Below are 26,631 nucleotides of genomic sequence, written 5' to 3' on the forward strand. Positions count from 1 at the left end.
GGACTGGACCGGCCCCCCGTACGAACGGAGCAATCGCCGGGGCCGTCGGAGTGGCTGTATGCGGGGGCCGTGGGTGGTACGGCACCACGCGGTACCCATCCGATTGTCAGATTTCCTGTCAAATGGGAGAGGTCATGCGCAAGTTCATAGGACGTTCCGTCGCGGTCGCGGCGCTTGCCTCCGCCATCGTCGTCCCGCTCGCCGGTGTGGCCTCGGCCGCCCCCGAGAAGCCGGTCAGCCAGCGCGACGACATCGGTGAGCAAAGCGTCGGCGAGTCCGGTATCGACGCCCTCGATGGTCTCCGAGGCGGCCTCAACAGCCTCCTGGGGATCTGAACGGCCGTACACGGGCGGGCCGCCGCGGCACTGCGCCGCGGCGGCCCGGTGTGTCATCCGGCGGCGGCGGTCTCCTGCTCGGCCCGCCGGCGCAGCTCCTTCTTGTCCGGCTTTCCGGCGTCGGTCAGCGGAAGTGCCTCGACGAAGGTGATCCGGGCCGGTTCGTACATCGCTCCGCGCTCGGCGGACACCATCGCGCACAGCTGCCGCTCGTCGACCGTGCCGTCGGGTGTCCGCACCACCACGGCGTGGACCCGTTCCATCCGGTCGGCGTCACGGACGCCGAACACCGCGCTCTGCAGTACCTGCGGGTGCGAGTTCAGCAGGTCCTCCAGCTCGGTGGTGTACACATGGCCGCCGACGACGACGATCATGTCCTTGATCCGGTCGACGATCGTCAAGTAGCCCTCGGCGTCGAGGAATCCGATGTCTCCGGTGTGCAGCCAGCCGTCCCTCAGGACCTCGGCGGTCAGCTCGGGCTGCTTCCAGTACCCCTTCATGATCATCTTGGACCGGACGCAGACCTCGCCGTGCTCGCCGGCCGGCAGATCCCGGCCCGACTCGTCGCGGATCACCACCTCGACGTCGTCCATCACCTTGCCCGCGGAGCGCAGCCGGTCGGGGCGGGACAGGTCGTGGTCCTCCGGGCGCAGCACGCTGATGCCGCCCGCCTCGTTCTGTCCGTACCCCTGCAGCAGCACCGGCCCGAACCTCCGTACCGCGTCGGCGATCCGGGCCGGCGACGCCTGGCAGCCGCCGTAGGTCACCGTCCGCAGGCTGGAGGTGTCGGTGTGCTGGGCGTCCGGATGGTCCATCAGCTGGTAGAGCAGCGGCGGCAGCAGGAACATGTCGGTGATGCGCTCGCGTTCGATGGCGGCGAGCACCTCCGCGGGGTCGAAGTCGTCGAGCAGGACGACCGTGCCGCCCGCGGACAGCGTGTTGTCGGCCAACAGTCCGGCGGCGTGCGCGAGGGTCGTGCAGACCAGCTGCCGGCGCTCGGCACCGTCCTCGTCCGACAGCACTCCGCTGAACCACTGGGACTGCTCGAAGGTCGTGCAGATGCCCTTGGGGTGGCCGGTGGTGCCTCCCGTGTGGCGGATGGTGCAGATGTCCTCCGGCCCGGCGAGGCTGTCGAACGGCGCGTCGGACTGTCCGGCGGCCAGCTCGAGCAGGTCCGTGCCCAGCTTCGCGGGGCCGAGCATCAGGACATCCGGACCCGGCGCCAACTCGGTGACCTCGGCGGCCCGTTCCGCGTAGCGCGGGTCGACGATCAGGGCGCGGGTCTCGACGTCGCGGACGATGGCGGCCTGGGAGTCGGCGGACAGCTTGTTGTAGAGGTGATTGACCCGGGCGCCGACCAGGTTGGCCGCGTAACGGGCGGCGAGGGCCTCCGGGAGGTTGCCGCTGAGCAGGGTGACGGTGGCTTCCCGGCCGACGCCCTGGGCGCGCAGCGCCCGCGCCATCCGGTACACCAGCGAACGGAATTCGCCCGCCGTTACCCGGCGTCCTTGGTGGACCACGGCTTCATGTGCAGGGTCTGCGCTAAGTACATCGAGGTTCTCCTCCATGTAGGTACGGAACGTCCGGTCGTCTATGGACATGATGGTGGGCTTCCTCCTGACGCCGGCGGCCGAGGTCGCTGCCGCCGGGGCGCGCTACGATATTTAGTTGCTGGAGGCAACAAAGGTAGGATAGTCGCTCGAGATCGACATCCCAAGTCGGATTTCGCGGACCGGGAGCCGCCGGCTGTCCCCCCGCTGCCCCCCTTCGGTGCGAGTCCCGCTTGCGGCGCTCCACGTATTCCGTCGTGGCGGGTGCGCGCGTCCCTTAGGGGGCGGTCGAACGGATCCCCTAAGGGATGCGAGCGCCCCCTGTGGGGCCACAACGGGCAGGGGGCGGGCGGGTATTCCCGGGATCGGCTGCGGATTCGTGCGGCGCTGCATCCGTGAAGCTCTGCATCCGTGAAGCTGTGCATCCGTGAAGCTCTGCATCCGTGAAGCTGTGCATTCGTGCGGCTCCGCATCCGTGTGGCTCCGCATCTGTGAAGCTGTGCATCCGTGTGGCCGCGTATGGGTGTGGCTGCGTACGCGCGTGGTTTCTGCGGCCGGCCGCGATCGGGCGACGCGTACCGAAGACCGAACGTCGGCCGGATCCGCCGTCCCGGATCCGGCCGCATCCCCGGTCCCCCGATCCGGCCGGATCCCCCGTCCCCCGATATCGCCAACTCGGTCGCCGGTGCGCGGAGGGTGGCGGATAATGCTCCCTCGCGCAGGGGGCGCCCCTGCCCTGCGGCTCTCGCTCTCCCTGCGGGGCCGTCCCGTGTGGAGGGATGATGGGGGGCAGCGGCGAGTACGGCGAGAATCGGCCGATGTGCGGAGGCCGATACAGGGATGCCGATGTACGGAGAGCGCCATGGCTGTCGGTCCGCGGTGACCGGCGGAAGGAGTGCCGGGATGGGTGCGACCGACGCGATCCCCGACGGCGCTGCCTCGGTCGGGGCGACGCCGGGGCGGCCCGGCGGTCTGCTGGACGTCCTGGGCGTCGCCGCCGTGATGCTGGACGCGGACGGGCGGATCGCCCTGTGGAGCCCCCAGGCCGAGAAGCTCTTCGGCTGGACCGCGCGGGAGGCGCTGGGCCGGCCGGCCGCCCGGCTCCTGGTCGCACCCGAACACGTCGAGCTGGTACTGCGGCTGTTCTCGCAGGTCATGGCCGGCGGCGAGAGCTGGGCCGGGGTCTTCCCGGTACGGCACAAGGACGGCAGCACCCGGCTCGTCGAATTCCGCAATATGCGGCTGCTCGACGAGCACGGCGAGTCCTACGCCCTGGGTATCGCCACCGACCAGGCCGTACTGCGGCGGGTGGAGCGGGATCTGGCGCTGTCGGTACGCCTGGTGGCCCAGTCGCCGATCGGCCTGGCGGTCCTGGACACCGGGCTCCGCTACGTCATGGTCAACCCGGCGCTGGAGCGCATCAACGGCCTCCCCGCCGACAGCCACATCGGCCGTCACGTCAGTGAGGCGCTGTCCTTCCTGGACACCGAGGCCGTCGTGTCCCGGATGCGGGAGGTCCTCCGGACCGGCCGGCCGCTGCTCGACCAGTTCACCGCCGGCGGTACCGCCGCCGACCCCACCGCCGACCAGGCCTGGTCGGTGTCGTACTACCGGCTGGAGGACCCCCACGGCCGGGTCCTGGGGCTGGCCACGTCCGTCGTGGACATCACCGAACAGCACCGGGCCGCCGCCGAGGCGGCCCGCGCCCGCCGCCGGCTGGCCGTCATCGCCGACGCCTCCGCGACCGTGGGCACCACCCTCGACGTCGACCGGACCGCACGCGAACTGGCCGAGGTCATCGTGCCCGAACTGGCGGACCTGGCCGCGGTCGATGTCCTCGACTCCGCCCTGGACGGCCGGCGCACCGCCGCGCCGTCCGGCGGCGGATCCGTCCGCTTCCGCGCCCTCGCGGCGTCCGCCGCCCACCCGGCGGACGCCCTCCGCGCCGCCGACCCCACGGGCGGGCTCGTCTCCTACGAAGCCGACCGGCTCATCACCCGCTGCGTGACCGAGGCCCGGCCGGTGCTCGTCGCCCAGGTGACCGAGAAGGACCTGGTGCGCATGGCCGCGGACCAGGACGGCGCCGCCCGCCTCGGACAGGCCGGAGTGCACTCCTCTCTGGCCGTGCCGCTGATCGCCCGCGGCGAGGTGCTCGGGGCGCTCTCGCTGCACCGCACCCGCAATCCGGTGCCGTTCGACGAGGACGATGCGGTGCTCGCCGTCGAGCTGGCCGCCCGGGCGGCGGTGTGCATCGACAACGCCCGCTCCTACCAGAGCGAACGCCGCACCGCGCTCACCCTCCAGCGCCACCTGATGAACCACCGGCCGCCGCAGCCCACGGCCATGGAGATCGCCTACCGCTACCAGCCGGCCCAGGCGGCCAGCGAGGTCGGCGGGGACTGGTTCGACGCCATCCCGGTGGCCGGTGACAAGACGGCCCTGGTCGTCGGTGACGTCATGGGCAGCGGCATCAACGCCGCAGCCACCATGGGCCAGTTGCGTACCACCGCCCGCGCGCTGGCCGACCTCGACCTCGACCCCGCCGAGGTGCTCCGACACCTCGACCACATCGCCACCGGCCTCGACCCGGCCTTCGCGACCTGTCTGTACGCGGTCTACGACCCGCACCGCAGCCTGTGCCGGATCGCCGTCGCCGGGCATCTGCCGCCCGTCCTGGTGCGCGCCGGACAACCGCCGGAACTGCTCGACCTGCCCACCGGCGCCCCGCTCGGCGTCGGCGGTGTGCCCTTCGAGCAGACCACGATTCCGCTGCGCGACGGCGACCGGCTGGTCCTCTACACCGACGGCCTGATCGAGACCCGCGAACAGGCCCTCGACACCCGCCTGGACACGCTGCTCGCCCTGCTCGCCGTGCCCGGGCCCGAGCACGACCTGGAAGGCCTCTGCGACCGGCTCCTGGGCGAGCTGCGCGACGCGCATGGCCACGACGATGTCGCGCTGCTCATCGCCCGGGTCCGGGCGAACCAGGTTCCCGCGAAGGGGAGATGAGCACGCTACGCGGGAGTAGCCGGCGGAATCCGTAGTCGATCTACTTCGCCGCGAAATCCGCTTCGATGGCGCGTATTGAGTGTGGATACGGGTTCGTGACGGCACTTTCTGCTGCGGATTTCGTTGTCTCGCACTCTTAACAGGGTCTTGACGGCAGTCGACGGCAGGGGTTGTATTCGGTCACCAAGTGGCGCCTGTGGTGAGCCGGGTTCCTCCCGTTTCGCGGCGCACGTCCCTCAGCGCGGTCCCCTCCGCCGCCAGGATCGATGGGATACGGATGACCGACACCCCCCAGCTGACCCGGTCGATCGGTGTGGTCGGCGGCACGCTGCTCACGTTGTCCTGTCTGACCCCGGCGTCCTCGCTCTTCGTGATCGTGCCGGACTCGTTCGCCGGTCTGGGTACGGGCACCGCGCTGACCATCGCCGTCGCGGGCCTGCTCTGTGTCGGGGTGGCCTTCGCCTACTCCGAACTCGGCACGCTGATCCCCAGCTCCGGCGGGGAGTACGCCATGGTCGGCACCCTCATGGGCCGCCTGGCGGGGTGGCTGGTTTTCGTCCTCTCGCTGATCGTCGTCATGATCGTGCCGCCCATCATCGCCCTGGGCACCGCCGACTATCTGGCGCCGCTCGTCCCACTGGATCCGCAGTACACCGCCGCCGGCGTGATGCTGCTGGCCACCGTCATGGGCCTGCTCGACCTGCGCGCCAACGCCTGGATCACCGGTGTCTTCCTCGTCCTGGAGATCGTGGCCTGCGCGGTCGTCGCCTTCCTCGGCTTCAGCCACACCCGGCGCTCCGCGTCCGTCCTCGTCCAGCCCGTCGTCGACGCCGGCAACGGACAGAGCACGGCCGTGACCGCCGGCCTCATCGTCACCGGGCTCGCCACCGCGCTCTTCATCCTCCAGGGCTTCTCCACCGCGGTGTACCTCGCCGAGGAGATGGAGAACCCGCGCCGCAACGTCTCCCGCACGGTGCTGTGGACCCTCGCCATCGGAGCGGCCGTCGTCCTGGTCCCCGTCGTCGCGATCACCCTGGGCGCCCCCGACCTGAAGACCCTCGGCGCCGGTGACGTCGCGGGCATGGTGCGGGGGTGGAGCAACTCCGGCACCGGTGTCTTCGTGAGCCTCTGCATCGCCCTGGCGATCATCAACGCCGCGATCGTGATGGTGATTCAGAACTCCCGGGTGGTCTTCGCCTCGGCCCGCGACGCGGCCTGGCCGGCCGCGGTCAACCGGGTCTTCTCCCATGTCGGAGGGCGCTTCGGCTCCCCCTGGGCGGCCACCCTCGCGGTCGGTGTTCCCGGGGCGGCCCTGTGCTTCGTCCACCTCGACACGCTCAGCGAGGTCACCGGCGTGGCCGTCGCCGCGATGTACGCCTTCGTCGCCGTGGGCGCCCTGGTCGCCCGCCGGGGCGCGCTCAGGCACCGGATGGCCTGGCGGATGCCGCTGTGGCCGGCGGTCCCGGTGCTGCTGATCGCGGTCCTGGTCTGGGTCCTGGGCCGGCAGAGCACAAGGAGCCTGGTCATCACCGGTGCCGTCGTCGCCGTCGCCGCGCTGTACTGGGCGTGCTATCTGCGTCCGCGCCAGGACACGCACTGGGTCATCGCGGTCCCCGAGGACGGGCAGGCCCCGGCCGGGACGTCCGCCGGGCAGTCCGCGGAGGCATCGGCGTCCGCGCCCGTGTGAGGCGGCCGAAGCGGATGCTCTTCCGGGGCGGACTCTCTCCCGGAGCGGCGTGCGGGGGTGGGGCGGCGGAAGCCCCGCCTGCCGGTCCGCGGGCTGCTACCGGCCTACCGGTCCGCCGGCTGCGACAGCGCCAACGCGTCCAGGAGCAGGCACACATGGTCGACGGCATCGCGGCCGGCCGGGCCCTCGGCCGTCTCCGCGTCGTCGAGCAGCCCGGCCGTCCTCCGCAGCAGCACCGGCAGCGGCTCGCCTGGGCCGTCCGACGGTTCGGCGTGCACCAGGACGGACCGGACCTGCTCGCCGGTCAGCGGTGCGCCGGTCTCGAGGAAGCGGAACAGCGCCAGGGCGACCCGCCGGTCGGCGTCGCCGGGCTTCCACTGCCCCCGCGCGTGGCTGTCGATGAGCGCCGCCGCGTCGGCACGGATCTCCTCGGGAACATGCATGCCCAAGAACGTCTCACACCGCCACCGCGGGCCATATGGCCGCCGTCACGCTCCTGACCGCACCCGCGTCCCGGCTCCCCGCGTCCGGTGACCCCGTCTGACCAGGCGTGTTGTGCAGGGCGCCGGATCGCTCGGCTGGCCTGAAACCGCCGGACGCGAAACCAAACCTGTGGGGAGAGTTACACGGCCGGTCCAGAACCCGGGCACCGCGCGGTCCGCGGGCGGCGGCACAACCCACCGCCGGGACGTCCCGCCCTCTGGCGCCGGGACCCGGATCACGGGACCATCCTCGAACAGTCCGTGAGGCCCCGGCACGGGTCTGAGCTGCTGCTGCGCTCCGCAGTGCGTGGCTCGCCCACCGTAAGCGGGAGGTGTAGAAAGAGGACATGGCCGGACGCTACGGCCGCCCGCGTTCGGTTCCGAGGATGCGAACTGTCGCAGGCCAGGTCTTTCTCCTGCAGGTCGCGATCGTGGTCATGCTCGTAGCCGCAGCCATGGCGGCGCTCGTGCTGCAGTCCCGGTCCGACTCGGAGCGCGAGGCCCGCCACAGATCGGTCGCCGTCGCCCAGTCCTTCGCCGCCGCACCCGGCCTCGAAGCGGCGCTGCGGAGCTCCGACCCGACCGCCGCGCTGCAACCGCGAGCCGAGACCGCCCGCAAGCTCTCCGGCGTCGACTTCATCGTCGTGATGAACACCCAGGGGATCCGCTACACCCACCCGCTCCCGGACCGGATCGGCAAGCGCTTCGTCGGCACGCTGCGGCCGGCGCAGCACGGCGGTGTGGTCACCGAGAAGATCACCGGCACCATCGGGCCCCTCGTCCAGGCCGTGGTCCCGGTCCTCGGCAAGGACGGCAAGATCGTCGGGCTGGTCTCCGCAGGGATCACCATCGAGAAGGTCAGCGGCGTCGCCGACCAGCAGTTCCCGCTGCTGTTCGGCGCCGCGGCCGGCGTCCTTCTCCTCGCCACCGGCGGTGCGGCGCTGGTCAGCCGGCGCCTGCGCCGCCAGACCCATGGCCTCGGGCCCGCCGAGATGACCCGCATGTACGAGCACCACGACGCGGTGCTGCACGCCGTACGGGAAGGCGTGATCATCGTCGCCGGTGACGGCCGGGTGCTGCTCGCCAACGACGAGGCCCGCCGGCTGCTCGGCCTGCCGGAGGACGTCGAGGGACGCCAGGTCGCCGACCTCGGCCTCGACCCCGGGACCGCCCGGCTGCTGGCCTCCGGCCGCGCCGTCACCGATGAGGTCCATCCGGTCGGCGAACGGCTGCTGGCCGTCAACCAGCGCTCGACCGACCAGGCCGGCGGCCCGCCCGGGAGTGTCACCACGCTCCGGGACACCACCGAGCTCAGAGCGGTCACCGGCCGGGCCGATGTCGCCCGTGGACGCCTGAAACTCCTCTACGACGCCGGCACGGAGATCGGCACCACCCTCGACGTGGTCCGCACCTGCGAGGAACTCGCGGAGTTCGCCGCGGCCCGGTTCGCCGACATCGTCACCGTCGACCTGGCCGAGGAGGTACCGACCGGCGCGGAGCCGGCGCCCGCCCTCGCCACCGGCGTCGAGATGCGGCGCACCGCGGCCGTCGGCCTGCCCCCGGACAGCGGCCTGTATCCGGTCGGCAAGCCGGTCCGCTTCGACCCGGCCACCGAGCTCGGCGCCGGGATCACCAGCGGCCGGCCGGTCCTCGAAACGGACCTGTCCACCTACCGCGGCTGGCAGCGGCAGAACCCCGACCGCGCCCGGAAGATCGTCGCGCACGGTATCCACTCGATGATCGCCGTCCCGCTGCGGGCCCGCGGCACCCTCCTCGGCGTGGTCATCTTCTGGCGCTCCCGGGATCCCGCGCCGTTCGAGGAGGAGGACCTCTCGCTCGCCGAGGAACTGGCCGCCCGCGCCGCCGTGAGCATCGACAACGCCCGCCGCTACACCCGCGAGCACACCATGGCGGTCACCCTGCAGCGCAGCCTGCTGCCGCGCGCCCTGCCCGAGCAGAACGCCGTCGAGGCCGCCTACCGCTATCTGCCCGCCCAGGCCGGGCGCGGCGGACTGGGCGGCGTCGGCGGCGACTGGTTCGACATCATCCCGCTGCCCGGCGCCCGGGTGGCGCTGGTCGTCGGCGATGTCGTCGGGCACGGCCTGCACGCCGCCGCCACCATGGGCCGGCTGCGCACCGCCGTCCACAACTTCGCCAACCTGGACCTGCCTCCCGACGAGATCCTCTGGCACCTCGACGAACTCGTCACCCGGATCGACCAGGACGAGGGGTCCGGCGGCGCGGAGGCCACCGTCACCGGCGCCACCTGCCTCTACGCCATCTACGACCCGGCGTCCGGCACCTGCACGATGGCGCGCGCCGGCCATGTCCAGCCCCTGGTCCTGCGGCCGGACGGCACCGCCGAGGTCGCCGAGGTGCCCGGCGGCCCGCCGCTCGGCCTCGGCGGTCTGCCCTTCGAGACCTGGCAGCTGCGGCTGCCGGAGGACAGCCGGCTGATCCTCTTCACCGACGGGCTCGTCGAGGACCGCGACCGCGATTTCGACGCCGGCATGGCGCTGCTGACCCGCACCCTCGCCGGCCACCCCGAACGGACCCCGGACGAGACCTGCGAGGCGGCGCTCGGCGCGCTGCTGCCGGAGCGTCCCAGCGATGACATCGCGCTGCTCGTCGCCCGCACCCGGGTCCTGGACGCCACCCAGGTCGCCGACTGGGACGTGCCGCCCGACCCCTCCGCCGTGGCTGGGGTACGGGCCATGGCCGTCCGCAAGCTGACCGAGTGGGGACTGGCGGACGAGGCGTTCACCACCGAACTGATCCTCAGCGAGCTGGTCACCAACTCCATCCGCTACGCCTCCGGCCCCATCCACGTACGGCTGATCCGCGACACCTCGCTGATCTGCGAGGTCTCCGACCGCAGCAGCACCTCGCCGCATCTGCGCCAGGCCGCCACCACGGACGAGGGCGGCCGCGGCCTGTTCCTGATCGCGCAGCTGGCGGAGCGCTGGGGGACCCGCTACACGAGCGGCGGCAAGGTCATCTGGACGGAGCAGCCCGTCTGAGCGCGGGGCCGCACGACGCCGGGCGCGTGCGGCCCCCGGGGCCGGTGCTCAGTGCTCGGCGGGCCGGGCCGGCGGCTGGTTGGCCGCCGTCACGTTCACCGCGGCCCAGGCCTTGTCGACCGCCTTGTACTCGGTGCTTCCGGCGCCGTGGAGGTCCTTCGCCGCGTGCAGCGTCGCGGTCCGGGCGTCATGGAAGTCGGTCGTGGAGACCATGTACCGGGTGAGCGCCCGGTAGAAGATCGCCGTCGCCTTGTCCCGGCCGATACCGGTCACCTTGGAGCCGTCGTGGGTGGGGGAGTCGTAGGCGACGCCGCCGATGGTCTTCGCTCCGCTGCCCTCGGCGAGCAGGTAGTAGGCGTGCGAGGAGACACCGGAACCGGCGTGCACCTCGGTGTCGTAGGACTTCTGCGACCAGTAGTCGACGGCGCCTTCGAGCTTGTCGAGGGACGGCTTGTCCAGGCGGCGCAGGAACTTCTGCCGCAGGCCGAGCTTCTCGCCCATCAGGTAGTTCGGCGGGTTCTTCGGGTTGTCGGTGGCGAACTCCACCGCGCTGCCGAAGATGTCCGCCAGCGACTCGTTGAGCGCGCCGGGTTCGCCGAACTGGTTTCCCTCGGCGTCGACGCGGGTGGGCCGGAGGCCGGCGGTCGCGTCGACGACGCCATGGGACAGCTCATGGCCGGTGACGTCCAGGACGACCAGGGGTTTGGTGAAGGTCTTGCCGTCACCGTCGCCGTAGAGCATGCAGCCGCACTCCGACGACCAGTAGGCGTTGCCGACCTTGTTGCCGAAGTGCACCAGGGCGCGCGCCCCGGCGCCGTCATTCTTGATGCCGTTGCGGCCGAACGTCTTCCGGTAGAAGTCCAGGGTGCGGGATATGCCGTACTGCGCGTCCACGGCGGCGGTTTCCCGGCTGTTCGTGGTGCCGTCGCCCCAGCGGTTGGTGGTGCTGGTGAACGCCGTGCCGCTGGTGAACTTCTCCAGCTCCTTGCCGCCGGCGTCCCGGGTCTCGGTGTTCCCGCGGGTGGGGTCCTTGAGGACGAAGGACTTCTGCGCGGTCCGGGTGGTGGGCAGCGGCACACTGCCGACGAAGAAGGAGGAACCGGTGCCCTCGGCCGCGGCCGGGGCCCGGCCGGCGGCGGACGGGGCGGCCGCGGCCGGCCCGGTGGCGGGGGCGAGCCGTTCGCCGCGCTCGCGCAGCTTGGCCTGGACGGCCGGTGACAGGAACGAGTCGTTGGCCGGGGTGTTGCCGAGCACCTCGCCGGAGGCCGCGTCGAGGACGACCGTACGGGCGCCGCCGCCCTCGGTGGTACGGCTGCCGGCGACGCGCACCTGGTAGGCCAGCGTCGTCCGGCCGTCGCGGGCGTCCACGACCAGTTCGGCCTCGTCGGCGTCGCCCCTGGCCACGCGGGCGGCCTTGGCCCGGGCCTGACCGGCCGACAGTTCCGGTTTCGTGGTGGGCAGATCGACCTGGTGGCGGAAGGCCCGGGTCACCCCCTCGTACGCGGACGCGGCCGTGAGGTGGACGACGAGGTCGCCGCCGAGGACCGGGAGTCCGCGATGGGTGCGGACGAACCGGACGTGCTGCCGTCCGTCCGGGTCGACCATCGTGTCGACGGCTTCGAGGGTGTCCCGTGTGCCGACCCCGGTGGCCGAGGCGTGGGCGAACGCCGCGGCGCGGGCCTTGCCGACGAGGGCGGAGAGGGCGGGAGCGGCGGAGGGGGCGGAGGCATCGGCCGGCGGGGTGGCGGGGGACGCGGACGCGGTGGCGGCCGCACCGGCGGTGAGGGTGGCGGCCGTGGTCACCGCGAGGGCGACGGCCAGACGGTGCTTGCGTATGTGGGGTCTACGCACTGCTGAGGGTCCTTAGCGCTGCGGGGGCGGCCGGCTGCCCAACCGCCCGTACGCGTGGTGCCGTTGTGCACCACGGGGGCTGCCGTGCGGCCCCGCGCAAACCCTCCATGCCCTGGCATGGGCATGTAAAGAGAAATGATCAGAATTAAAGATCCGTAGTCTAAATTTGACAATTGATCACCTATGAGTGAAGGAGAGGTGACCAACTGTGCTCTGCCTCGGAAGACCCGCGGTGACGCGAAAGGGTTGCTCAAGCTGCTTGAGCGCAGGCCGGAACGCCCGCGCGGTGCGCGCGATGCGCTGAGCGGGAGGTCATCGAGGGAAGGGCGCCCGGTTCACCGGAGGCCAGGGCGCCCGGATTGCCGGAGGCTAGGAGTCTTCGCGCTGCCGGCTCTGCGGGTCCGCCGCGGCGGTCGCCGCGCCCTGCGGGCCGAAGAGCTCCTCCAGGGACGCGTCGGCGCGCTCCCCGCCTCGTACGGCTTCGACGACGGCCTGGTGGAAGCTGCGGCTGGCCTCTTCGGTGGGGCAGGGGACGGGGCTGCCGGCCATGGTGTACCAGTCCGAGGAACCGGTGTGCTGCACAGCCACATGCGCCAGGTCCTCCGACCAGGTCGTGTGGATGGTCAGGTCGCCGTTGAGTACGCCGATCTCCTCGGTGCGCACCGTATCGGGAAGCGCGTGGATTCCGACGGTGGTCCAGGATGCCCAGGTCATGATGTTCCCCTCGGCGACAAGGGCCCCGGCCGGCGGCCGGGCGCGGTGCCTCAAGTCTGGCACTTGCGGTGTGCCGGCGCACCGTATGCGGAGCCATGAATTCCGGACACACGGCGTGGGCCGCGGGTCATTTCTTCTTCAACGAACCAGCCGGTGCCCGTCCCGCCCGCACAGGCCCCGGCGTCACCGTCCGTACTGGCATCCACCGCCTGATCGATCACGACCGCGGGGCGGGCGCCGGCGCCGGGCCGGCCGACGTCGACGACCTGGCCGCGCGGGTCCGCCGGCTCGCCGAAGTCCCGTGCCGGCTACGGGACTTGGGCGACGCCGTGCCCGGGGTGATCCTGAACGGCGGAACACGCGGCGGGGAGTTCAGGCGACGGGGCCGGTGACAGCGCCGGCGACAGCGGCCGCGGCGGGAATGACGACAGGGTCGGGTCGGGGGATGGCGGAGTTCAGTCGATGACGGAGTGGAAGAACGTGACCCCGGCGCCGAAGGCCGCGCCGCCCACAAGGGCCGCGGAGGCCAGGGTGCCGCCGTTGCACCAGGTGAGGACACCGGCGCCGAGGGCCGTGAGGACGCCCAGCAGCAGGATGACGGCGGCGCGCTGACTCAGCAGAGCCGCTTTGTCGTTCAGTGCTGATCTGTTGTCGGACACATCAACTCCCAACTGCGCGGGAGCGAGAAATCGCTCGGTGCGGATGCTGATGCTGGGCTCGATCTTCTCATCCGGCACCGGACACAGCCGGTAACACACGGCGAAAACCCCGGCGTTTCCCCTGTTTTGGGCGGATTTGGGGCTGCTGTTTGGGCGGATTCCGGGCTACTGGGCCTGCCCACCGGGCAACGCCGTCACGCCAGGGCCTGCGTCGCCGGGCGCAGCCGCGCGGAACGGGGCGGAACGGTGCGGAGCGGTGCCGCAGAGCCCTGTGCGCGGAGCGAGCGCCCGTGTCGTCGGCCGCTCCGCACCGTCCTCCCGATAGCGTCGTCGGCGCACCGAAGCGACGGAAGCCGGCGAGAGCGCGGGAGGCGGGCCATGGCCACCTGGTCCACCGTGCTCTTCGCCCTGCTCGCGGCGGTCAGCAATGCGCTGGCCACCGTGCTGCAACGGCGCGCGGCGCGCACCGTCCCGCTGTCCCGCCGGCTGCGCCTCGGCCTCTTCGTCGATCTGCTGCACCGCGCCGCCTGGCTCGGCGGGATGCTCGGGGTGCTCGCCGCCGCCTGCTTCCAGGCACTGGCGCTCTCGCGCGGCGCACTGTCGATCGTCCAGCCCCTCTTCGTCCTCGAACTTCCGATGGCCCTGCTCATCGGCCGGCTGCTGCTCGGCGGACGGATCCCGCGCGGCGGCCGGCGCGGCGTGGCGCTGCTGGTCGTCGGCCTCGGCTCCGCCCTCGCCGCCGCCGCGCCCACCATCGGTACCGACCACGCCCCGTTCGAGCGTTGGGTCCCCGCCCTCGCGGTCTGCGGCGGGGTGATCGTCACCACGGCGTGGGCCGGACTGCGCCGCCGAGCGGGCAGCGTCCGGGCGGCCTGCTTCGCCGCGTCCGCGGCCGTCGCCTACGCCCTCACCGCGGCCCTGCTGAAGGACGCCACCTACCTCTGGCAGGCCGGCGGACCCGCCCGGTTCTTCGCCTCGTGGCAGACGTACGGCTTCGCGCTCCTCGGGGTGCTGGCCCTCTTCCTCTTCGAGAACGCCATGCAGTCCGGTCCGCTGACCGCCTCTCAGCCCGTCCTCACCCTCGGCGACGCGCTGGTGAGTCTGTCGCTGGGCGTCACCCTCTTCGACGAACGGGTCCGGGCCGGCTGGTGGCTGGTCCCCGAGACGCTGGGCATCGCCCTGGTCCTGTGGGGTGCCGTACGGCTCTCCCGTGTCGCCCTCGCCCAGGACCTGGCGGGCACCGCACAGGGCCGGACGGCCGAGCCCGCGGGTGACCGGCCGCGCCAGTGATCGTTCCCAGGCCGTGAACACCGATCTCACCATGAAGACCGCCACGGCCACCGCGCTGACCTCGTCCGCCCTGGCCCTGTCCGCCGTGACCCTGTCCGTCCTGGCACCGGCCGGACCCGCCTACGCCGATGGCGGCACCATGCCCGATGTGACCGGAAGGCCCCTGGTCGCCGCGTACCAGGCCCTCGACTACGACACCACGGTCCGGTTCGCGGACGGGCGCGGTGCCCGCCGCCTGGTGCTCTGGCCGGGGTCCTGGAAGGTCTGCGGCCAGAGCCCGCGGCCGGGTACCCCGCTGGACGGCCGGAGGGTCACGCTCACCGTCGTCAAGCACAGCGAACGGTGCGGCACCGGCACCGGGTGAGCACCGCGGCACGACGAACGCCGCGGGAGATCACCGTGTACGAGCGGGAGATCTACGACCGGAAGATCACCGCGTACGGCGCGGCCGGGTAAGGGCGCCGGACCCGTACCGGTTTGGCGGAGCCGCCCCCGGCTACGTACAGTTCCGCCGAAGCTTGCACGGACAACTTCTTGTACAGGCTTCGTGACCAGGACGTACGACCCCAGGAAAGCGGCAGCGGCGATGACGGTGACCGAAGCAGGCCGGGCCGATGGCGCGGGTATCGACGCGGAGCGGATGGCGGTCTGCCTCAGCGTGCTCGAGGAGCTGGACGCGCTGCCCGTCGACCACCCCGACGCGATCACCATACGGCGCGCCACCGCCGGCATCTACCGCACGGTCAAGCAGCGCCGGCGGCAGGAGCGCCGGGCGGCGAAGACCGCCAACGACCGCGCCGTGACCGCGGCCACCGCCACCGGCGCACCCGACCGGATCGACGACGAGACCCAGGGCCTGGCCCTCACCACCTCGGTGACCACGGAGATCGCCGGAATCCTCGAGCGCCCCCGGTGCTGCTACGTCTGCAAGGACCGCTATACCGAGGTCGACGCGTTCTACCACCAGCTGTGCCGCTCCTGTGCCGAGGAGAACCGGGCCCGCCGCGACGCGCGCACCGACCTCACCGGCCGGCGTGCGCTGCTCACCGGCGGCCGGGCGAAGATCGGCATGTACATCGCGCTGCGGCTGCTGCGCGACGGCGCCCACACGACGATCACCACCCGCTTCCCGAACGACGCCGTCCGCCGCTTCACGGCGATGCCGGACAGCGCGGAGTGGCTGCACCGGCTGAAGATCGTCGGGATCGACCTGCGCGACCCGGCCCAGGTCCTGGCCCTCACCGACGCGGTGAGCGCGGAAGGCCCGCTCGACATCCTGATCAACAACGCCGCGCAGACCGTCCGCCGCTCGCCGGAGGCGTACGCCCAGCTGGTCGCCGCCGAGTCCGCCCCGCTGCCCGCCGGTGAGCTGCCCGCCTCCCTCGTCCTCGGGCACTTCGGCAGCGGCACCCCCACGGCTCTGCCGGCGTCCTCGGCGACCGGGTCCGGCGCGCTGAGCGCCGGCGAGGTGACCGCGCTCGCCCTGACCACCGGCTCCGCCTCGCCCGCCCGGATCGAGGCGGGCACCGCCATCGACGCGGGCGGCCTGGTGCCGGACCTGCACGCCACCAACAGCTGGATCCAGAAGGTGGACGAGGTCGACCCGGTGGAGCTGCTCGAAGTCCAGCTGTGCAATATGACCGCGCCGTTCCTGCTGGTCAGCAAGCTCCGCCCGGCGATGGCCGCCTCGCCGGCCCGCCGCAAGTACATCGTCAACGTCTCGGCGATGGAGGGCCAGTTCAGCCGCGGCTACAAGGGCCCCGGTCACCCCCACACGAACATGGCCAAGGCCGCGCTGAACATGCTCACCCGCACCAGCGCCCGCGAGATGCTGGAGACCGACGGCATTCTGATGACCGCCGTGGACACCGGCTGGATCACCGACGAGCGGCCGCACCCCGAGAAGATGCGGCTGGCGGCCGAGGGCTTCCACGCCCCGCTCGACCTGGTCGACGGCGCGGCGCGGGTCTACGACCCGATCGTCCGGGGCGAGAGCGGTGAGGATCTCCATGGCTGCTTCCTGAAGGACTACGCCCCGATGGCCTGGTGACCGCCGGACACGCGTACCCCGGCGCGACCGGCATTCAGCCCGGGCCCGCCGCCAGCCCATGGCGGGCGAGCAGCGGCCCGACGTCCGGATCGCGCCCGACGACCGCGCGGAACGCTGCGAGGGGGCCGACGGTGCCGCCCTTGGCGAGGAGTTCCCTGCGGAAGATCTCCCCGCTCTCACGGATCGTCCGCCCGTTCTCGCGGAACCACCGCACGGCATCGGCGTCCAGCACCTCGGCCCAGCGGTAGCCGTAGTAGCCGGCCGCGTAACTGCCGCTGAAGGCATGGGCGAAGTAGCCGGTGCGGTAGCGCGGCGGGATCGCGGCCAGGGCGAGGCCCCAGCGCTCCAGCGCGGCGGCCTCGAACGCCTCCGCGCCGTCCGCGCCCGGCGGCCCGCCGGCGGGCAGGGTGTGCCAGGACCAGTCGAGCATCGCCGCGGCCAGGTGCTCCACCATCCGGAAGCCGGCCCCGAAGTCCTCCGCCTCGCGCAGCCGGGCCGGCAGCTCCGGCGGCATCGGCTCACCGGTGACATGGTGCCGGGCGTAGTGGGCCAGCACCTCGGGCCACTCCGCCCACACCTCGTTGACCTGAGAGGGGAACTCGACGACGTCGCGTGGCACCTGGGCACCGGCCAGCAGCGGATAGCGGACGTCGGAGAAGAGTCCGTGCAGGGCGTGCCCGAACTCGTGGAAGAGCGTGGTGACCTCGCGCCAGGTCAGCAGCACCGGCTCACCCGCCGGCGGCCTGCCGATGTTCAGGTTGTTGACCACCACCGGCCGCCGCCCCAGCAGGTGCGACTGGGTCACCAGCTCGCTCTCCCAGGCACCGCCGCGCTTGGACGCCCGGGCGTGGAAGTCGCCGATGTACAGGCCGAGCGGGCCGCCGTCGGCGTCGTGCACTTCGAAGACCCGCAGGTCCGGGGGCCCCGACCAGGTCGGGGCGCTCGGTGAAGGTGATCCCTTGAAGTTCTCTCCCGGGTGAATCCGGGAGATTCGCCCCTGGATCGCTCCGGGGAGTTTGACAGGCCATGCCTGTCCGGCGACGACCCTCCCGGCCGCCGGAGCAAGTACGTGACTCGCTCGGGTTGTTGGGGACTTGGTTATCGCCCCCGGCAATGCGGCGAGCGTACCAGATGCTTTCCGAACGGACGTGGCCGAGCAGGGCGGCGCGCTCGGCCCGCAGACCGGCCAGGGCGACGGCCACCGGCCCGTTACGGTCGGCGCCCCGGTCGAGCGAGGCGGTCAGCAGCCGCTCGCGCAACCCCGGGTCGTCGAGGGCACCGAGCTGGGTCTGCTGGGTGAAGTTCTTCATGCCGAGGACGAACCTGCCGTCCTGCCCGAGTGCCCCGGCGGCTTCGGCGGCGGCCGCGATCTCGTCCTCGGGCAGTCCGGCCAGCTCCTCGGCCCGGTCCAGCACCAGGGCCGCCCCGGCGGTGGCCGCGCGCAGGTTCCGCCGGAACTCGGCGCGCCGCGCGGCGATCTCGGTGTTCAGCTCGCGCAGCCGCCGCTGCCGCTCCGGACCGAGCCGCACCCCCGCCCGTACGCGGCGGGTGTGATGCTGCTCCAGTACGCGCAACTGCTCGCCGTCCAGCCCGAGTTGGTCACGCGTCCGGTACAGCTCGTCCAGCCGGGCGAAGAGCGCGGGGTCGAGCAGCAGCGCGTCCTCGTGCGCGGCCAGCCGGGGAGCGAGCTCCGCCTCCAGCGCCTGGACCTCGTCATCGGTGTCGGCGGCCGCCTGGTTGAGGAACACCGGGCGTACCCGGCTCAGCACCGCGCCGCTCCGCTCCAGTGCCTCCACCGTGTTCTCGAACGTCGGCGGTGCGGCGAGGGCGCCGATCGCCGCCACCTCCCGCAGCTGCTCCGCCATCCCGCGCTCGAAGGCCGGCAGATAGTGCTCGTGCCGGATCCGGGCGAAGGGCGGCAGCCCGTAGGGCAGCTCACTCGGCTCGAAGAAGGGGTTCACCGTCACGGACGCCGACCCTACGCCCGGGGGCGGGACCGGGTCCGGCGGTCGCCGAAGACGGCCGAAAGGCGGTGCTCCACCGGGGCCGTTCCGACCGACGTCGGACGGCCGCGCGTGGGCGCGCGCCGCGGCCCGGTCCCGGGGAGCGGCGCCGGGTCATCCGTGGTGTCATCGAAAGCGAGGCAAGCAACGCTCCTGAGACGGGAGGAACCATGGCCGGCAAACTCACCGCGCGAGACATCATGACCGGCGGTGTGCGCTGCGTGGGCGCGCATGAGTCGCTCTACGACGCGGCCAGGATGATGCGTGACCTCGACGTCGGTTGTCTGCCCATCTGCGGCGACAACAACCGGCTCACGGGCGTGATCACCGACCGGGACATCGTCGTCACCTGCTGTGCCGACGGGATCGACCCGGCGACCGTACAGGCCGGCACGCTCAGCGGCGACCTGTACTGGATCGACGCCGACGCGGAGGCCACCAAGGCGCTGGAGATCATGGAGAACAACCACGTCAAGCGGCTCCCGGTGATCGACGTCAAGGGCGGCCACCAGCTGGTCGGCATGATCACCGAGGCCAACGTCGCCAAGAACCTCAACGACAAGCAGATCGCGGAGTTCGCCACCGGCGTCTACGCGACCGCCTAGGTCCGTTCCCCCGGGCAGGCCTTGTCGCCTGTTCCCCGGGGCGGACCTCCTCGCACGACGGCACCGCCTCTGGCGCCGTGGCCCCACCCGCACCTGCGGGCGGGCCGTCCGCGGCGCCACGGACGGCCTGCTACCCCACGCCTGGGAATACCCGGGTATTCCGCCTGCGCTTCTCCGGCGCCTGGCCGGGATTCGGTCGCTTCAGTCGCTGCTCAATCGGTCCGCTTTTCGTGCCGAGTTGTGTGTTCTCAGTCGAGGGTGTTCAGTTCGGTGTTCCGTTGTGGTGGGATTTCGGTACGGCCAGCCGCATACCGGGGAAAATGAGGTCCGGATCCAGGCCGATCGTCGCGCGGTTCACCAGATAGAATTCCTGCCAGCGGAATCCGCGTACACAGGCGATTCCGCTCAGCGTATCCCCGGAGTTGACGACGACCGAGCTGCCGGAGAGCGGGGGATGCTGCACCTTGTACCGCTTCACGGGGGCCTGCGGGTGCCGGACGCGTTCCCGGGCCGCATGGGCCTCCCGTTGCGGCGCGCGGCGCGGGGGTGAGACACGCGGAGCGCGGTGCGGTGTGGCCGAGTTGAGGCCGAGCCGCGCCGAGCAGGCCGGCCAGGCACCCCAACCCTGCCGGGCCAGCACCCGTTCCGCCACGTGGATCTGCTGTGTCCGGCTGGCCTGTGCCGCCCGGGATCCGTACGCCCGGCCGCCGTAGGACCGCCAGGTCGAGTGGGCGAGCTGCAGCCCGCCGGAGAAGCCGTTGCCGGTGTCGATGCGCCAGTTCCCGCCGCTCTCGCACCCGGCCAGGCGGTCCCATGTGCCGCTCGGCGCGGCCTCGGCCGGCTGCTCGGCCGCGACGTTCAGCGTGCCGGCCGCCAGCAGTACGGCCGCCGCCGTGATACCGCGCACCCCGTACCCCCGGAATTCACTCCGGGCGGTCGACTCCGATTCCTGAGGAAATTCCATGTGTGTGCTCCCGTCGTCCGCCGCGCGGTTTCCCGGCGGCTGTTGAGGAAACCCGACGCCTTACGGTCATCGATTTCGAGCGGGGCCCGAAATGCGATTTCCGTGCGGCGCCGTGAATTCGACGGGGATGAGACAACCACGCACCGAGTTCGCATCGGCAGAGCGCGCGGTAGCGCCGTCCCGGCTCGGCCTGCTCCCTTGTCTCCGGAGTACGGGCATGCCTGCCCACGGCGCGCCCGCTCCGACCGGCAGGGGCGCATCGGGCGCCTCGTCTGCGCACGGTGCTCCTCGGCCGGACGATCACCGGTGCGGTCCGGGGGTGTCCGCCCAGCGCATCCACCGCGTTCGGTGCACGCGCTGCGCAGTACCGCACACACCGCGCACAGACCTTTGGGGAGTGCACCGTCCGGTCCCGCCCCGGGGGTGCGGGTGCAACAACCCATCCATCCGGGCAAGTTCGGAACCGCCTTCACAGGGGCGAAACGGGCGATGCAGGTGATCGAGTGGAAACCGCGCCTTCCGGGCAGATCGCTAAGGCCTGCTGACACCCCGTCTCCTCCGTTGCGTATGCGAACCCCCGCTTTTCGAACGGGAGTTACTGGCCGTTAAACCTCCTGAGAGTGTGGCGTTGATCACCCCTGAAGAGGGAAAGCGCAGGTGGGCGCACAGTCTGCACTTGATCGATCACTTTGTGCTGCTTATGTACGAACCCTGATTAACCCTGGGGGCCCTTCCCGTCGGTGAGAGGGGCAAGGAACGCGACTCCTGTTCCGCCCCACCCGTAACGACGCGGGTGGCAGCAACTCACATGAAGGGAGGGCTCGTGGAGCACTTGGGGCACTCATGGCCCTGGTACGCGCTGGGACTGCTCGGCGTCTACCGGTTGACCGCCACAGGACTCGACGCCCTTGTCCGGCGCGTGGTGCGCACCGCCTCGCAGACCCGAGCGGAGCACCACCACGCCACCGTCACCACCCGTACCACCGTTGCATCCCCGTGGTGCGGCACCCTCACCCCGGACCGCCCGTGGCACGGCGCCCCACCGGAGGCCACCGTCCCGCCCCCGCCGCGACCACAGGCGGACCACCGCTGTGAGGAGACCCGGTGAACGAGCACTCTCCCCTGGCCAGCCCGACCGACCTGCCGCTGGACTTCGAGGTCTTCTTCCAGCGTGAACAGAAGGCCCTCCTCGCCCTCGCCGCCTCCCGCCTCCGGGACCGCCGGGACGCGGAGGAAGCCACCCTGGAGGCCGGCTGCCGGATGTACACCAAATGGGAGCGCATCCTCGCGCACGACAATCCGAAGGCTCTCGCGTACACCATCCTCAACGGCGTCATCGCCGACTTCTACCGCCGCGAGATCCGCAACAGCCGCGTCCAGCCGTACGCCGACCCGCCCGACACCGCCTACCTCCAGGAACTGCGCAGCTACGAACCGCTCGACCGCGCACTGGACGAACTGGAGTCCGCCGCGCCGCTCCAGGCCAACTCCGTACGCCTGCGCCACCTCGCGGGCCTGTCGTACGACCAGATCGCCGAGCGCCTGGGTACCACCCCCGGTGCCGTGAAGGTCAGCACCAGCATCGGGCTGCAGCGGCTCAAGGAGATCATGACGCACGGTTCCCGCGGGACCGGAGAGGACAAGTGATGCTCGAAGACCTGCTACGACGCCAAGCCGAGGCCTTCGGCAGGGAGTTCGCCGACCACGACCCGGTGGCCTTCACCGAGCTGCTGGCCGCCCGGATCGCCGACGGCATCGGACGCGACCGCGACCCCGTCACCCGCGGAACGATCGGCGGCATCCGCCCCACACCGGTGCGCCCGGCGCCCTCCCGCGCCCGCCGGCGCCGCCGGCCCACCCCCATCCTCGACCAGGCGACCGCCCCCGGGGCCGTCCTCGCGGAGGCCCGGCGGCTGTGCCACGTCGTGCTCCGCTCCAAGGACATCGACACCCTCGGGGCGTTCGCCGCCGACTACGACGCGGCCGGCGCACGCACCTTCGCCTGCCTCCTCTACACCCTCGACAAGTGGGACAGCGCCCTGTACTGGTGGCGCTTCGCGGCCGGCGCCGGCGACGAGCTCGCCGCCCACCTGCTCGCCGTGCATCACGCCGCCGTCGGCCGCACCACCGACGCCCGGCTCTGGCGGGCGATCGCCCGGATGATGGGATTCGCCCCCGACCGCCACCTTCCCGTCCCGGTCAGAGGAACCTCGGAACCGGCCCAGGGATTCGCGCGCACGTGGGACGGGAGCCTGCAGACGTTTCTTCGGCAGAACCACCTGCCGCGGGAGCTGGCGCTGGGCTGACTTCCCACGTTGTCGGCCGTCCCGCCGCGGGTGTTTCTCGCCGTGACGCCTGCGGCGGGCGTGGGTTTGTCGGGTGCGGGTCCGCTCCTCCGGACTTCGTCCTGCGGAGCGGCCCCTCCCGGGAGTGGGAGAAAAAACGCTGAGTGGGGGTGTACGCAAGCGGTCCACTGTCAGCAGACGATCGCTTACGTACACCCCCACCGGTCTTCTTCCACCCACCCACGGGAGGGGGCGGACCGCAGAACGAAGTTCGGAGGGGCGCACCCGTGACGTACAGCCCCGCGCAGCGGTAACGGCCCGCTGCCAGGCGACACGGCGGGAAAGCCAAAAACGTGGGAGGCAAGCCAAGCGCAGCGGTTAGCCAAGCGCAGCGGAAAGCCCACGCACATAAGCCGCCTGGCCCGCATGCTGCAGCCCATCGGCGATGACGCTGATGAGCCGGACGCCCAAGGTGACGGGCGGCGACCAGGAGCGGTCGACGACGCGGGTGAATTCCTTGTCCGGGATACCGGCGACATAGCGCACCGTGCTGTCGTGAACGGCTTGGTGATAACCCGTCAGCAGTTCGGCGGTCAGACCGCGTACCTTCGCCACATTCATGCGGGAGTGGCCGTAGCCGGTGTCCTCGGCGGCGAACGGCAGCGCAAAGCGCCCGTACCAGTCGTCGGCGGTCCAGACCTGCTCGGTGCCGGCCGCATCGGCGACGTGATCGTCCTGGACCCTGGTGAGGTGCCAGACCAGCCAGCCGATCGAGTTGGCGCTGTCATCGGGACGGGCGGCGAGCTCCTCGGGGCCGAGTCCGGTGACCACCTCCTCGACGACTTCCCGGATACGGCCGAAGGCATCGACGAGCAGATCCGTGCTGGTGGTCATGGAGGCTCCTTTGCGGTGGCGGTGGCGGTGGCGGTCGGGGGTCGGGGGCGGGCCCGGCAGGCCACGCGGGTATCGGTCCGGCGGCGCGCCCATGGTCGCAAGCCGGGGCGGCGAATCGTGGGAGGCCGACACATCTGGCCGAGTCCGTATGCCGGGTCGGTCACGCCCGCAACCGAGGGGGCGGGTCGTTGGTCATACCGGTCATGAGACGACGACTGAACCTGTGCATACGGCGGCGGTCCGGCGTCGGCCGCCGGGCGGGCGCGGCGCTCGCCCTCACGGCGCTGACCGTTCCGCTGACCGTGGCATTGGGCTCCACCGCCCAGGCCGCCACCGCGTCCGCCTGCATCGCGGTCCGCGGCCCCTACCAGAAGCAGGCCGAGAAGTTCCTCGGGCTCACGGTCGACGGCCGGCAATCGGCGTCCGACTGCCGGGCCATCCGTGCCTTCCAGACCAGCCACGGCATCACCCCGAACATCGGCTACGCCGGGCCCGTCACCTGGGGTGTGATGAACCTCGTCGCACAGCAGCGGGCCGCCGGGAAGAACCCCGGCAAGGACCGCAAGTGCCCCACCGACAGGGGGCGCATCGCCTGCGTCGACCTGACCCGGCAGCTCAGCTGGATCCAGGACGGACGGCGGCTGGTGTTCGGACCGGTGCCGGTCCGCACCGGCCGGGACGGCCACGAGACCCGTACCGGCGCCACGAAGGTCTACTGGCGCCATCTGCACCATGTGTCGACCCTGTACCACGTGGCCATGCCGTACAGCCAGTTCTTCGACGGCGGACAGGCCTTCCACGCCATCAGCGGCAGCGTCTGGTCCGCACCCGGTTCCCACGGCTGTGTCAACATGCGGAGCGGTGACGCCAGGACGTATTGGTCCCTGCTCCGGACCGGCGACGACGTCTACGTCTACGGCCGGAAGCCGGGCACCTGACCCGGCGGCACGGGCCGGCGGCCCCGGCCCGTGCCGCGGCTGTGTGGCGTCAGTCGGTGGCCAGCAACTGGTACAGCGACATCGGCGTCACATAGCCGGGCCAGCGGCCATCGGCGAACAGATGGACCCCGGCGTCCAGATAGCACTGGTCCACGAGTTGGGAGCAGATCATGTGCCGGGTGCTGGCGATGTAGCGTCGCAGCCCCGGCACGGGGACATGGAAGCGGTGAGCGGCGATCGCGAGGTAGTCGAGGAAGCTGTACGGCACCCCGATGTAGCGGGTGGCCGCCGCGCAGATACCGGCGCGCCGCTGCTCGGTGAGCCCCGCGGGGCAGACGTAGAGCACCTCGCCGTCGGCGTACCGCGGCAGAGAACGGATGCGGGAGCCGCCCGGCTGGGCTTCCAGCAGCCGGTCGCCGGGCAGGACGAGGAAGGCGTGTTCGTAGTCGGCGGAGCCATCGCCGATGATCCACTGTCCGAAGCGGATCAGGCGGCCGGTGGTGCCGGATATCTGAGTGAGTCCGATGTCGCCGGGCAGGGGAGGGGTATGCCTCATGAGCGGCTCCCGGGAGCGCGAAGAGGGGTTCCCCGGGGTGATACCCGCTGTCCGGCCGCGCGCACCGCGTCCTCGGCGGTCTCGTTGGCGGACCGGATCCCCGGCCCTCGGCCCCGGCAGCCGTCGAGGCCGTCCGACTGCCGGTGATGGCCGGCGTCCATCCGCCGCCGGCCATCATGCTGATGTCAACCCTCAGGCCATCAGCGCTTCTTGACGAAGGCCCGGCCGTGCTGCGCCCCGGAAGAGCAGGAGGCCTTCTCCGCGTCGGTCATCTTGCGGGTCTTGACCGTCACCGCATTGCTCTGCCCGTCCGTGCCGTTGGGCGCGGGACCGGTGACGGTGTCCGGCACGTACCAGTAGTAGTGCCCCCACTTCGGGCTGTCGTAGTGCGTCTGCCAGGTGCCCGACACGGTCTGCATGACCTGTGCCCGCGAGATCCAGCCCACTTCGCCGGGCTTCACCGTCATGTTGAGGGAGCTGCCTTCGGTGTGCGAGCTCGACCAGGTGTGGCTGTACGTCGCGGTCACGCTCAGGTCGATCAGACCGGCGATCTTGCCGCCGGCGGTGACCGAGACACCCGCGGTGTCCGTCGAGCCCACGGTGTCCGACCAGGTCATCGACTGTGTGGCATCCGAAGTGCTGCAGTTGTAGAGGGAGTTGGAGACCTGGCGGAAATCGCCGAGGTACGCCTTGCCGAGGACGGGCTCGTTGAAACTGCACTTCCCCTCGCCGGAGGCGCAGTCGGCCATGAGCTGCTGACGGGCCGGGCCGTCATCCGCGGCGGCCGCGGGTATCGCCATCGCCGCGACCAGCCCCAGCGAGGCTGTGGAGAGCGCCATCAGGCGGCTTCCGTAGCGGATCGTTCTGCTGTTCCTGTGCGTCATCTTGCTGTTGCCTCTCGTGCCTTTCGGCAGTTCGCACGGCCACATGGAAGCGACGGTTCCGGTGTGTGGAAGTCCAGATTCCGCCCGTCGCTGTTGCGTTCGAGGCTGCTGCAAAAACCGAGTCAACTACACCAAGGATTGGTAAAGTTGTAGTTGATGGTGAAACGGTGCGTCTCCTGTGCGGAAGCGGAGGCTCCGTCAGGTGGCGGTGCAAGCCCCGTTGAGGACCGTATGGACGGCCCGGGACACGAAGTCCTCGTCGACGGGGGCCTGGCGGAGGACGATGCGCAGCCAGGCGGCCCCGGCCAGCAGGTCCACCAGCAGCATCGGATCGGCGTCCGCCGGGAGTTCGCCACGGGCGACCGCGCGAGTGAAGACCGGCTGCTCGCGGGAGATGCGGTCGGCGAAGAAGTCGCGCAGCACACCGGCGAGTTCCGGACTGTGGGTGACGGCGCCGAGGGCTGAGATGGCGATGTCGCAGGCCGGCGGAGTGCTGAGGAGTTCCACCGCTGTCCGCAGCAGGGCCTCCAGGTCTCCCTGGAGGCTGCCCGTGTCGGGGAGGGTGAGGTCGAGCTGTCGCCCTCCGATGAGCGCGGCCCCCAGGAGGGCGCCCTTGGACGGCCACCAGCGGTAGAGCGTGGTCTTGTTGACGCCGGACCGCTGGGCGACCCCCTCGATCGTCAGCCCTGCGTAGCCCTTCTCCGCGAGCAGGTCCAGCGTGGCGTCGAAGATCTCCTGCGCCTTGCGTGGGCCGCCGCCGCGCCCTGTTCCGCCGGTTCCGTCCTGCTTTCCGTCCCGCTGCTGACGCTTCTCGCTCATGTGAAGGGAGGGTAGCAGTGAAATGCAACGCAACGT

General features: G+C 71.5%; 23 protein-coding genes and 1 pseudogene. 13 read left to right on the forward strand and 11 right to left on the reverse strand.

Annotation, left to right across the window (positions count from 1 at the left end; translation table 11 throughout):
- Positions 1–134 precede the first annotated feature (134 nt).
- Entirely contained in the window at positions 135–335 is a 201-nt protein-coding gene (locus tag ACFY12_RS11540; RefSeq protein WP_390715560.1) for a hypothetical protein, read from the forward strand.
- 53 nt (positions 336–388) lie between these two features.
- Here ACFY12_RS11540 and ACFY12_RS11545 read toward each other — a convergent pair whose 3' ends face one another.
- The gene (locus tag ACFY12_RS11545; RefSeq protein WP_390715561.1) at positions 389–1,936 is read right to left on the reverse strand and encodes an AMP-binding protein; all 1,548 of its coding nucleotides are present in this window, start codon (positions 1,934–1,936) and stop codon (positions 389–391) included.
- Between the two features lie 852 nt (positions 1,937–2,788).
- Between ACFY12_RS11545 and ACFY12_RS11550 the strand changes: the two genes are divergently transcribed.
- Positions 2,789–4,894, forward strand: coding sequence for a SpoIIE family protein phosphatase (locus ACFY12_RS11550; protein ID WP_390715562.1), 2,106 nt, complete (start codon positions 2,789–2,791; stop codon positions 4,892–4,894).
- Between the two features lie 277 nt (positions 4,895–5,171).
- Entirely contained in the window at positions 5,172–6,581 is a 1,410-nt protein-coding gene (locus tag ACFY12_RS11555) for an APC family permease (RefSeq protein ID WP_390715563.1), read from the forward strand.
- Between the two features lie 104 nt (positions 6,582–6,685).
- Here ACFY12_RS11555 and ACFY12_RS11560 read toward each other — a convergent pair whose 3' ends face one another.
- Positions 6,686–7,024 (reverse strand): hypothetical protein, encoded by a 339-nt coding sequence (locus ACFY12_RS11560; RefSeq protein WP_390715564.1) that lies wholly within the window; start codon positions 7,022–7,024, stop codon positions 6,686–6,688.
- A 386-nt stretch (positions 7,025–7,410) separates the two neighbouring features.
- On the opposite strand from ACFY12_RS11560, the gene ACFY12_RS11565 reads away from it, so the two are divergent.
- The gene (locus tag ACFY12_RS11565) at positions 7,411–10,083 is read left to right on the forward strand and encodes a SpoIIE family protein phosphatase (RefSeq protein ID WP_390715565.1); all 2,673 of its coding nucleotides are present in this window, start codon (positions 7,411–7,413) and stop codon (positions 10,081–10,083) included.
- 48 nt (positions 10,084–10,131) lie between these two features.
- On the opposite strand, the gene ACFY12_RS11570 is transcribed toward ACFY12_RS11565, so the two are convergent.
- Together ACFY12_RS11570 and ACFY12_RS11575 are read right to left on the reverse strand one after the other, a co-directional pair.
- Entirely contained in the window at positions 10,132–11,934 is a 1,803-nt protein-coding gene (locus ACFY12_RS11570) for a M4 family metallopeptidase (RefSeq protein ID WP_390715566.1), read from the reverse strand.
- 369 nt (positions 11,935–12,303) lie between these two features.
- Positions 12,304–12,648, reverse strand: a complete 345-nt coding sequence (locus ACFY12_RS11575; protein WP_390715567.1) for a hypothetical protein — start codon at positions 12,646–12,648, stop codon at positions 12,304–12,306.
- 95 nt (positions 12,649–12,743) lie between these two features.
- Between ACFY12_RS11575 and ACFY12_RS11580 the strand changes: the two genes are divergently transcribed.
- Positions 12,744–13,040: a hypothetical protein gene (locus ACFY12_RS11580; protein ID WP_390715568.1), complete on the forward strand. Its 297-nt coding sequence runs from the start codon at positions 12,744–12,746 to the stop codon at positions 13,038–13,040.
- 63 nt (positions 13,041–13,103) lie between these two features.
- Here ACFY12_RS11580 and ACFY12_RS11585 read toward each other — a convergent pair whose 3' ends face one another.
- Positions 13,104–13,307, reverse strand: coding sequence for a hypothetical protein (locus ACFY12_RS11585; protein ID WP_258528033.1), 204 nt, complete (start codon positions 13,305–13,307; stop codon positions 13,104–13,106).
- Positions 13,308–13,685: 378 nt separating this feature from the next.
- On the opposite strand from ACFY12_RS11585, the gene ACFY12_RS11590 reads away from it, so the two are divergent.
- From ACFY12_RS11590 to ACFY12_RS11600, 3 genes are all read left to right on the forward strand, one after another.
- Positions 13,686–14,597 carry a DMT family transporter gene (locus ACFY12_RS11590; RefSeq protein ID WP_390715569.1) on the forward strand — a complete coding sequence of 304 codons (912 nt, stop codon included), beginning with the start codon at positions 13,686–13,688 and terminating at the stop codon, positions 14,595–14,597.
- 13 nt (positions 14,598–14,610) lie between these two features.
- Positions 14,611–14,961, forward strand: coding sequence for a PASTA domain-containing protein (locus tag ACFY12_RS11595; protein ID WP_390715570.1), 351 nt, complete (start codon positions 14,611–14,613; stop codon positions 14,959–14,961).
- A 222-nt stretch (positions 14,962–15,183) separates the two neighbouring features.
- Entirely contained in the window at positions 15,184–16,647 is a 1,464-nt protein-coding gene (locus ACFY12_RS11600) for an SDR family NAD(P)-dependent oxidoreductase (protein WP_390715710.1), read from the forward strand.
- Positions 16,648–16,681: 34 nt separating this feature from the next.
- Here ACFY12_RS11600 and ACFY12_RS11605 read toward each other — a convergent pair.
- A pseudogene (locus ACFY12_RS11605) lies at positions 16,682–18,614 on the reverse strand (M3 family metallopeptidase).
- A gap of 206 nt (positions 18,615–18,820) precedes the next feature.
- Between ACFY12_RS11605 and ACFY12_RS11610 the strand changes: the two are divergent.
- Positions 18,821–19,255: a CBS domain-containing protein gene (locus ACFY12_RS11610; RefSeq protein ID WP_390715571.1), complete on the forward strand. Its 435-nt coding sequence runs from the start codon at positions 18,821–18,823 to the stop codon at positions 19,253–19,255.
- Positions 19,256–19,517: 262 nt separating this feature from the next.
- On the opposite strand, the gene ACFY12_RS11615 is transcribed toward ACFY12_RS11610, so the two are convergent.
- A complete protein-coding gene (locus tag ACFY12_RS11615; RefSeq protein WP_390715572.1) occupies positions 19,518–20,219 on the reverse strand; it encodes a transglycosylase family protein in 702 nt (233 codons plus the stop codon).
- Positions 20,220–21,042: 823 nt separating this feature from the next.
- Between ACFY12_RS11615 and ACFY12_RS11620 the strand changes: the two genes are divergently transcribed.
- The 3 genes from ACFY12_RS11620 to ACFY12_RS11630 are packed head-to-tail and all read left to right on the forward strand — an operon-like array spanning position 21,043 to position 22,525.
- The gene (locus ACFY12_RS11620) at positions 21,043–21,327 is read left to right on the forward strand and encodes a hypothetical protein (protein WP_390715573.1); all 285 of its coding nucleotides are present in this window, start codon (positions 21,043–21,045) and stop codon (positions 21,325–21,327) included.
- Positions 21,324–21,866 carry an RNA polymerase sigma factor gene (locus tag ACFY12_RS11625; RefSeq protein WP_390715574.1) on the forward strand — a complete coding sequence of 181 codons (543 nt, stop codon included), beginning with the start codon at positions 21,324–21,326 and terminating at the stop codon, positions 21,864–21,866. The genes ACFY12_RS11620 and ACFY12_RS11625 overlap by 4 nt, the downstream gene beginning before the upstream one ends.
- Positions 21,866–22,525, forward strand: coding sequence for a hypothetical protein (locus tag ACFY12_RS11630; RefSeq protein WP_390715575.1), 660 nt, complete (start codon positions 21,866–21,868; stop codon positions 22,523–22,525). Before ACFY12_RS11625 ends, ACFY12_RS11630 begins: the two co-directional genes overlap by 1 nt.
- A 357-nt stretch (positions 22,526–22,882) precedes the next feature.
- Here ACFY12_RS11630 and ACFY12_RS11635 read toward each other — a convergent pair whose 3' ends face one another.
- Positions 22,883–23,398: a DUF664 domain-containing protein gene (locus tag ACFY12_RS11635; RefSeq protein WP_390715576.1), complete on the reverse strand. Its 516-nt coding sequence runs from the start codon at positions 23,396–23,398 to the stop codon at positions 22,883–22,885.
- Positions 23,399–23,601: 203 nt separating this feature from the next.
- Between ACFY12_RS11635 and ACFY12_RS11640 the strand changes: the two genes are divergently transcribed.
- Positions 23,602–24,336: a L,D-transpeptidase family protein gene (locus ACFY12_RS11640; protein WP_390715577.1), complete on the forward strand. Its 735-nt coding sequence runs from the start codon at positions 23,602–23,604 to the stop codon at positions 24,334–24,336.
- A gap of 49 nt (positions 24,337–24,385) precedes the next feature.
- On the opposite strand, the gene ACFY12_RS11645 is transcribed toward ACFY12_RS11640, so the two are convergent.
- From ACFY12_RS11645 to ACFY12_RS11655, 3 genes are all read right to left on the reverse strand, one after another.
- A complete protein-coding gene (locus ACFY12_RS11645; RefSeq protein WP_390715578.1) occupies positions 24,386–24,892 on the reverse strand; it encodes a hypothetical protein in 507 nt (168 codons plus the stop codon).
- A 200-nt stretch (positions 24,893–25,092) separates the two neighbouring features.
- Positions 25,093–25,731: a hypothetical protein gene (locus tag ACFY12_RS11650; protein WP_390715579.1), complete on the reverse strand. Its 639-nt coding sequence runs from the start codon at positions 25,729–25,731 to the stop codon at positions 25,093–25,095.
- Positions 25,732–25,974: 243 nt separating this feature from the next.
- On the reverse strand, positions 25,975–26,595 hold the full coding sequence (locus tag ACFY12_RS11655) for a TetR/AcrR family transcriptional regulator (RefSeq protein ID WP_390715580.1): 621 nt from the start codon (positions 26,593–26,595) through the stop codon (positions 25,975–25,977).
- Positions 26,596–26,631 lie beyond the last annotated feature (36 nt).

The sequence above is a fragment of the Streptomyces sp. NPDC001339 genome, assembly GCF_042895955.1.
In the GTDB taxonomy this organism is placed as follows: Bacteria; Actinomycetota; Actinomycetes; order Streptomycetales; family Streptomycetaceae; genus Streptomyces.

Bases quoted from the DNA above. Each gene is read 5' to 3' on its own strand.
- ACFY12_RS11540 (WP_390715560.1), top strand. From the start codon at position 135: ATGCGCAAGTTCATAGGACGTTCCGTCGCGGTCGCGGCGCTTGCCTCC.
- ACFY12_RS11545 (WP_390715561.1), bottom strand. From the start codon at position 1,936: ATGTCCATAGACGACCGGACGTTCCGTACCTACATGGAGGAGAACCTC.
- ACFY12_RS11550 (WP_390715562.1), top strand. From the start codon at position 2,789: ATGGGTGCGACCGACGCGATCCCCGACGGCGCTGCCTCGGTCGGGGCG.
- ACFY12_RS11555 (WP_390715563.1), top strand. From the start codon at position 5,172: ATGACCGACACCCCCCAGCTGACCCGGTCGATCGGTGTGGTCGGCGGC.
- ACFY12_RS11560 (WP_390715564.1), bottom strand. From the start codon at position 7,024: ATGCATGTTCCCGAGGAGATCCGTGCCGACGCGGCGGCGCTCATCGAC.
- ACFY12_RS11565 (WP_390715565.1), top strand. From the start codon at position 7,411: ATGGCCGGACGCTACGGCCGCCCGCGTTCGGTTCCGAGGATGCGAACT.
- ACFY12_RS11575 (WP_390715567.1), bottom strand. From the start codon at position 12,648: ATGACCTGGGCATCCTGGACCACCGTCGGAATCCACGCGCTTCCCGAT.
- ACFY12_RS11580 (WP_390715568.1), top strand. From the start codon at position 12,744: ATGAATTCCGGACACACGGCGTGGGCCGCGGGTCATTTCTTCTTCAAC.
- ACFY12_RS11590 (WP_390715569.1), top strand. From the start codon at position 13,686: ATGGCCACCTGGTCCACCGTGCTCTTCGCCCTGCTCGCGGCGGTCAGC.
- ACFY12_RS11600 (WP_390715710.1), top strand. From the start codon at position 15,184: ATGACGGTGACCGAAGCAGGCCGGGCCGATGGCGCGGGTATCGACGCG.
- ACFY12_RS11610 (WP_390715571.1), top strand. From the start codon at position 18,821: ATGGCCGGCAAACTCACCGCGCGAGACATCATGACCGGCGGTGTGCGC.
- ACFY12_RS11615 (WP_390715572.1), bottom strand. From the start codon at position 20,219: ATGGAATTTCCTCAGGAATCGGAGTCGACCGCCCGGAGTGAATTCCGG.
- ACFY12_RS11630 (WP_390715575.1), top strand. From the start codon at position 21,866: ATGCTCGAAGACCTGCTACGACGCCAAGCCGAGGCCTTCGGCAGGGAG.
- ACFY12_RS11635 (WP_390715576.1), bottom strand. From the start codon at position 23,398: ATGACCACCAGCACGGATCTGCTCGTCGATGCCTTCGGCCGTATCCGG.
- ACFY12_RS11640 (WP_390715577.1), top strand. From the start codon at position 23,602: ATGAGACGACGACTGAACCTGTGCATACGGCGGCGGTCCGGCGTCGGC.
- ACFY12_RS11645 (WP_390715578.1), bottom strand. From the start codon at position 24,892: ATGAGGCATACCCCTCCCCTGCCCGGCGACATCGGACTCACTCAGATA.
- ACFY12_RS11650 (WP_390715579.1), bottom strand. From the start codon at position 25,731: ATGGCGCTCTCCACAGCCTCGCTGGGGCTGGTCGCGGCGATGGCGATA.
- ACFY12_RS11655 (WP_390715580.1), bottom strand. From the start codon at position 26,595: ATGAGCGAGAAGCGTCAGCAGCGGGACGGAAAGCAGGACGGAACCGGC.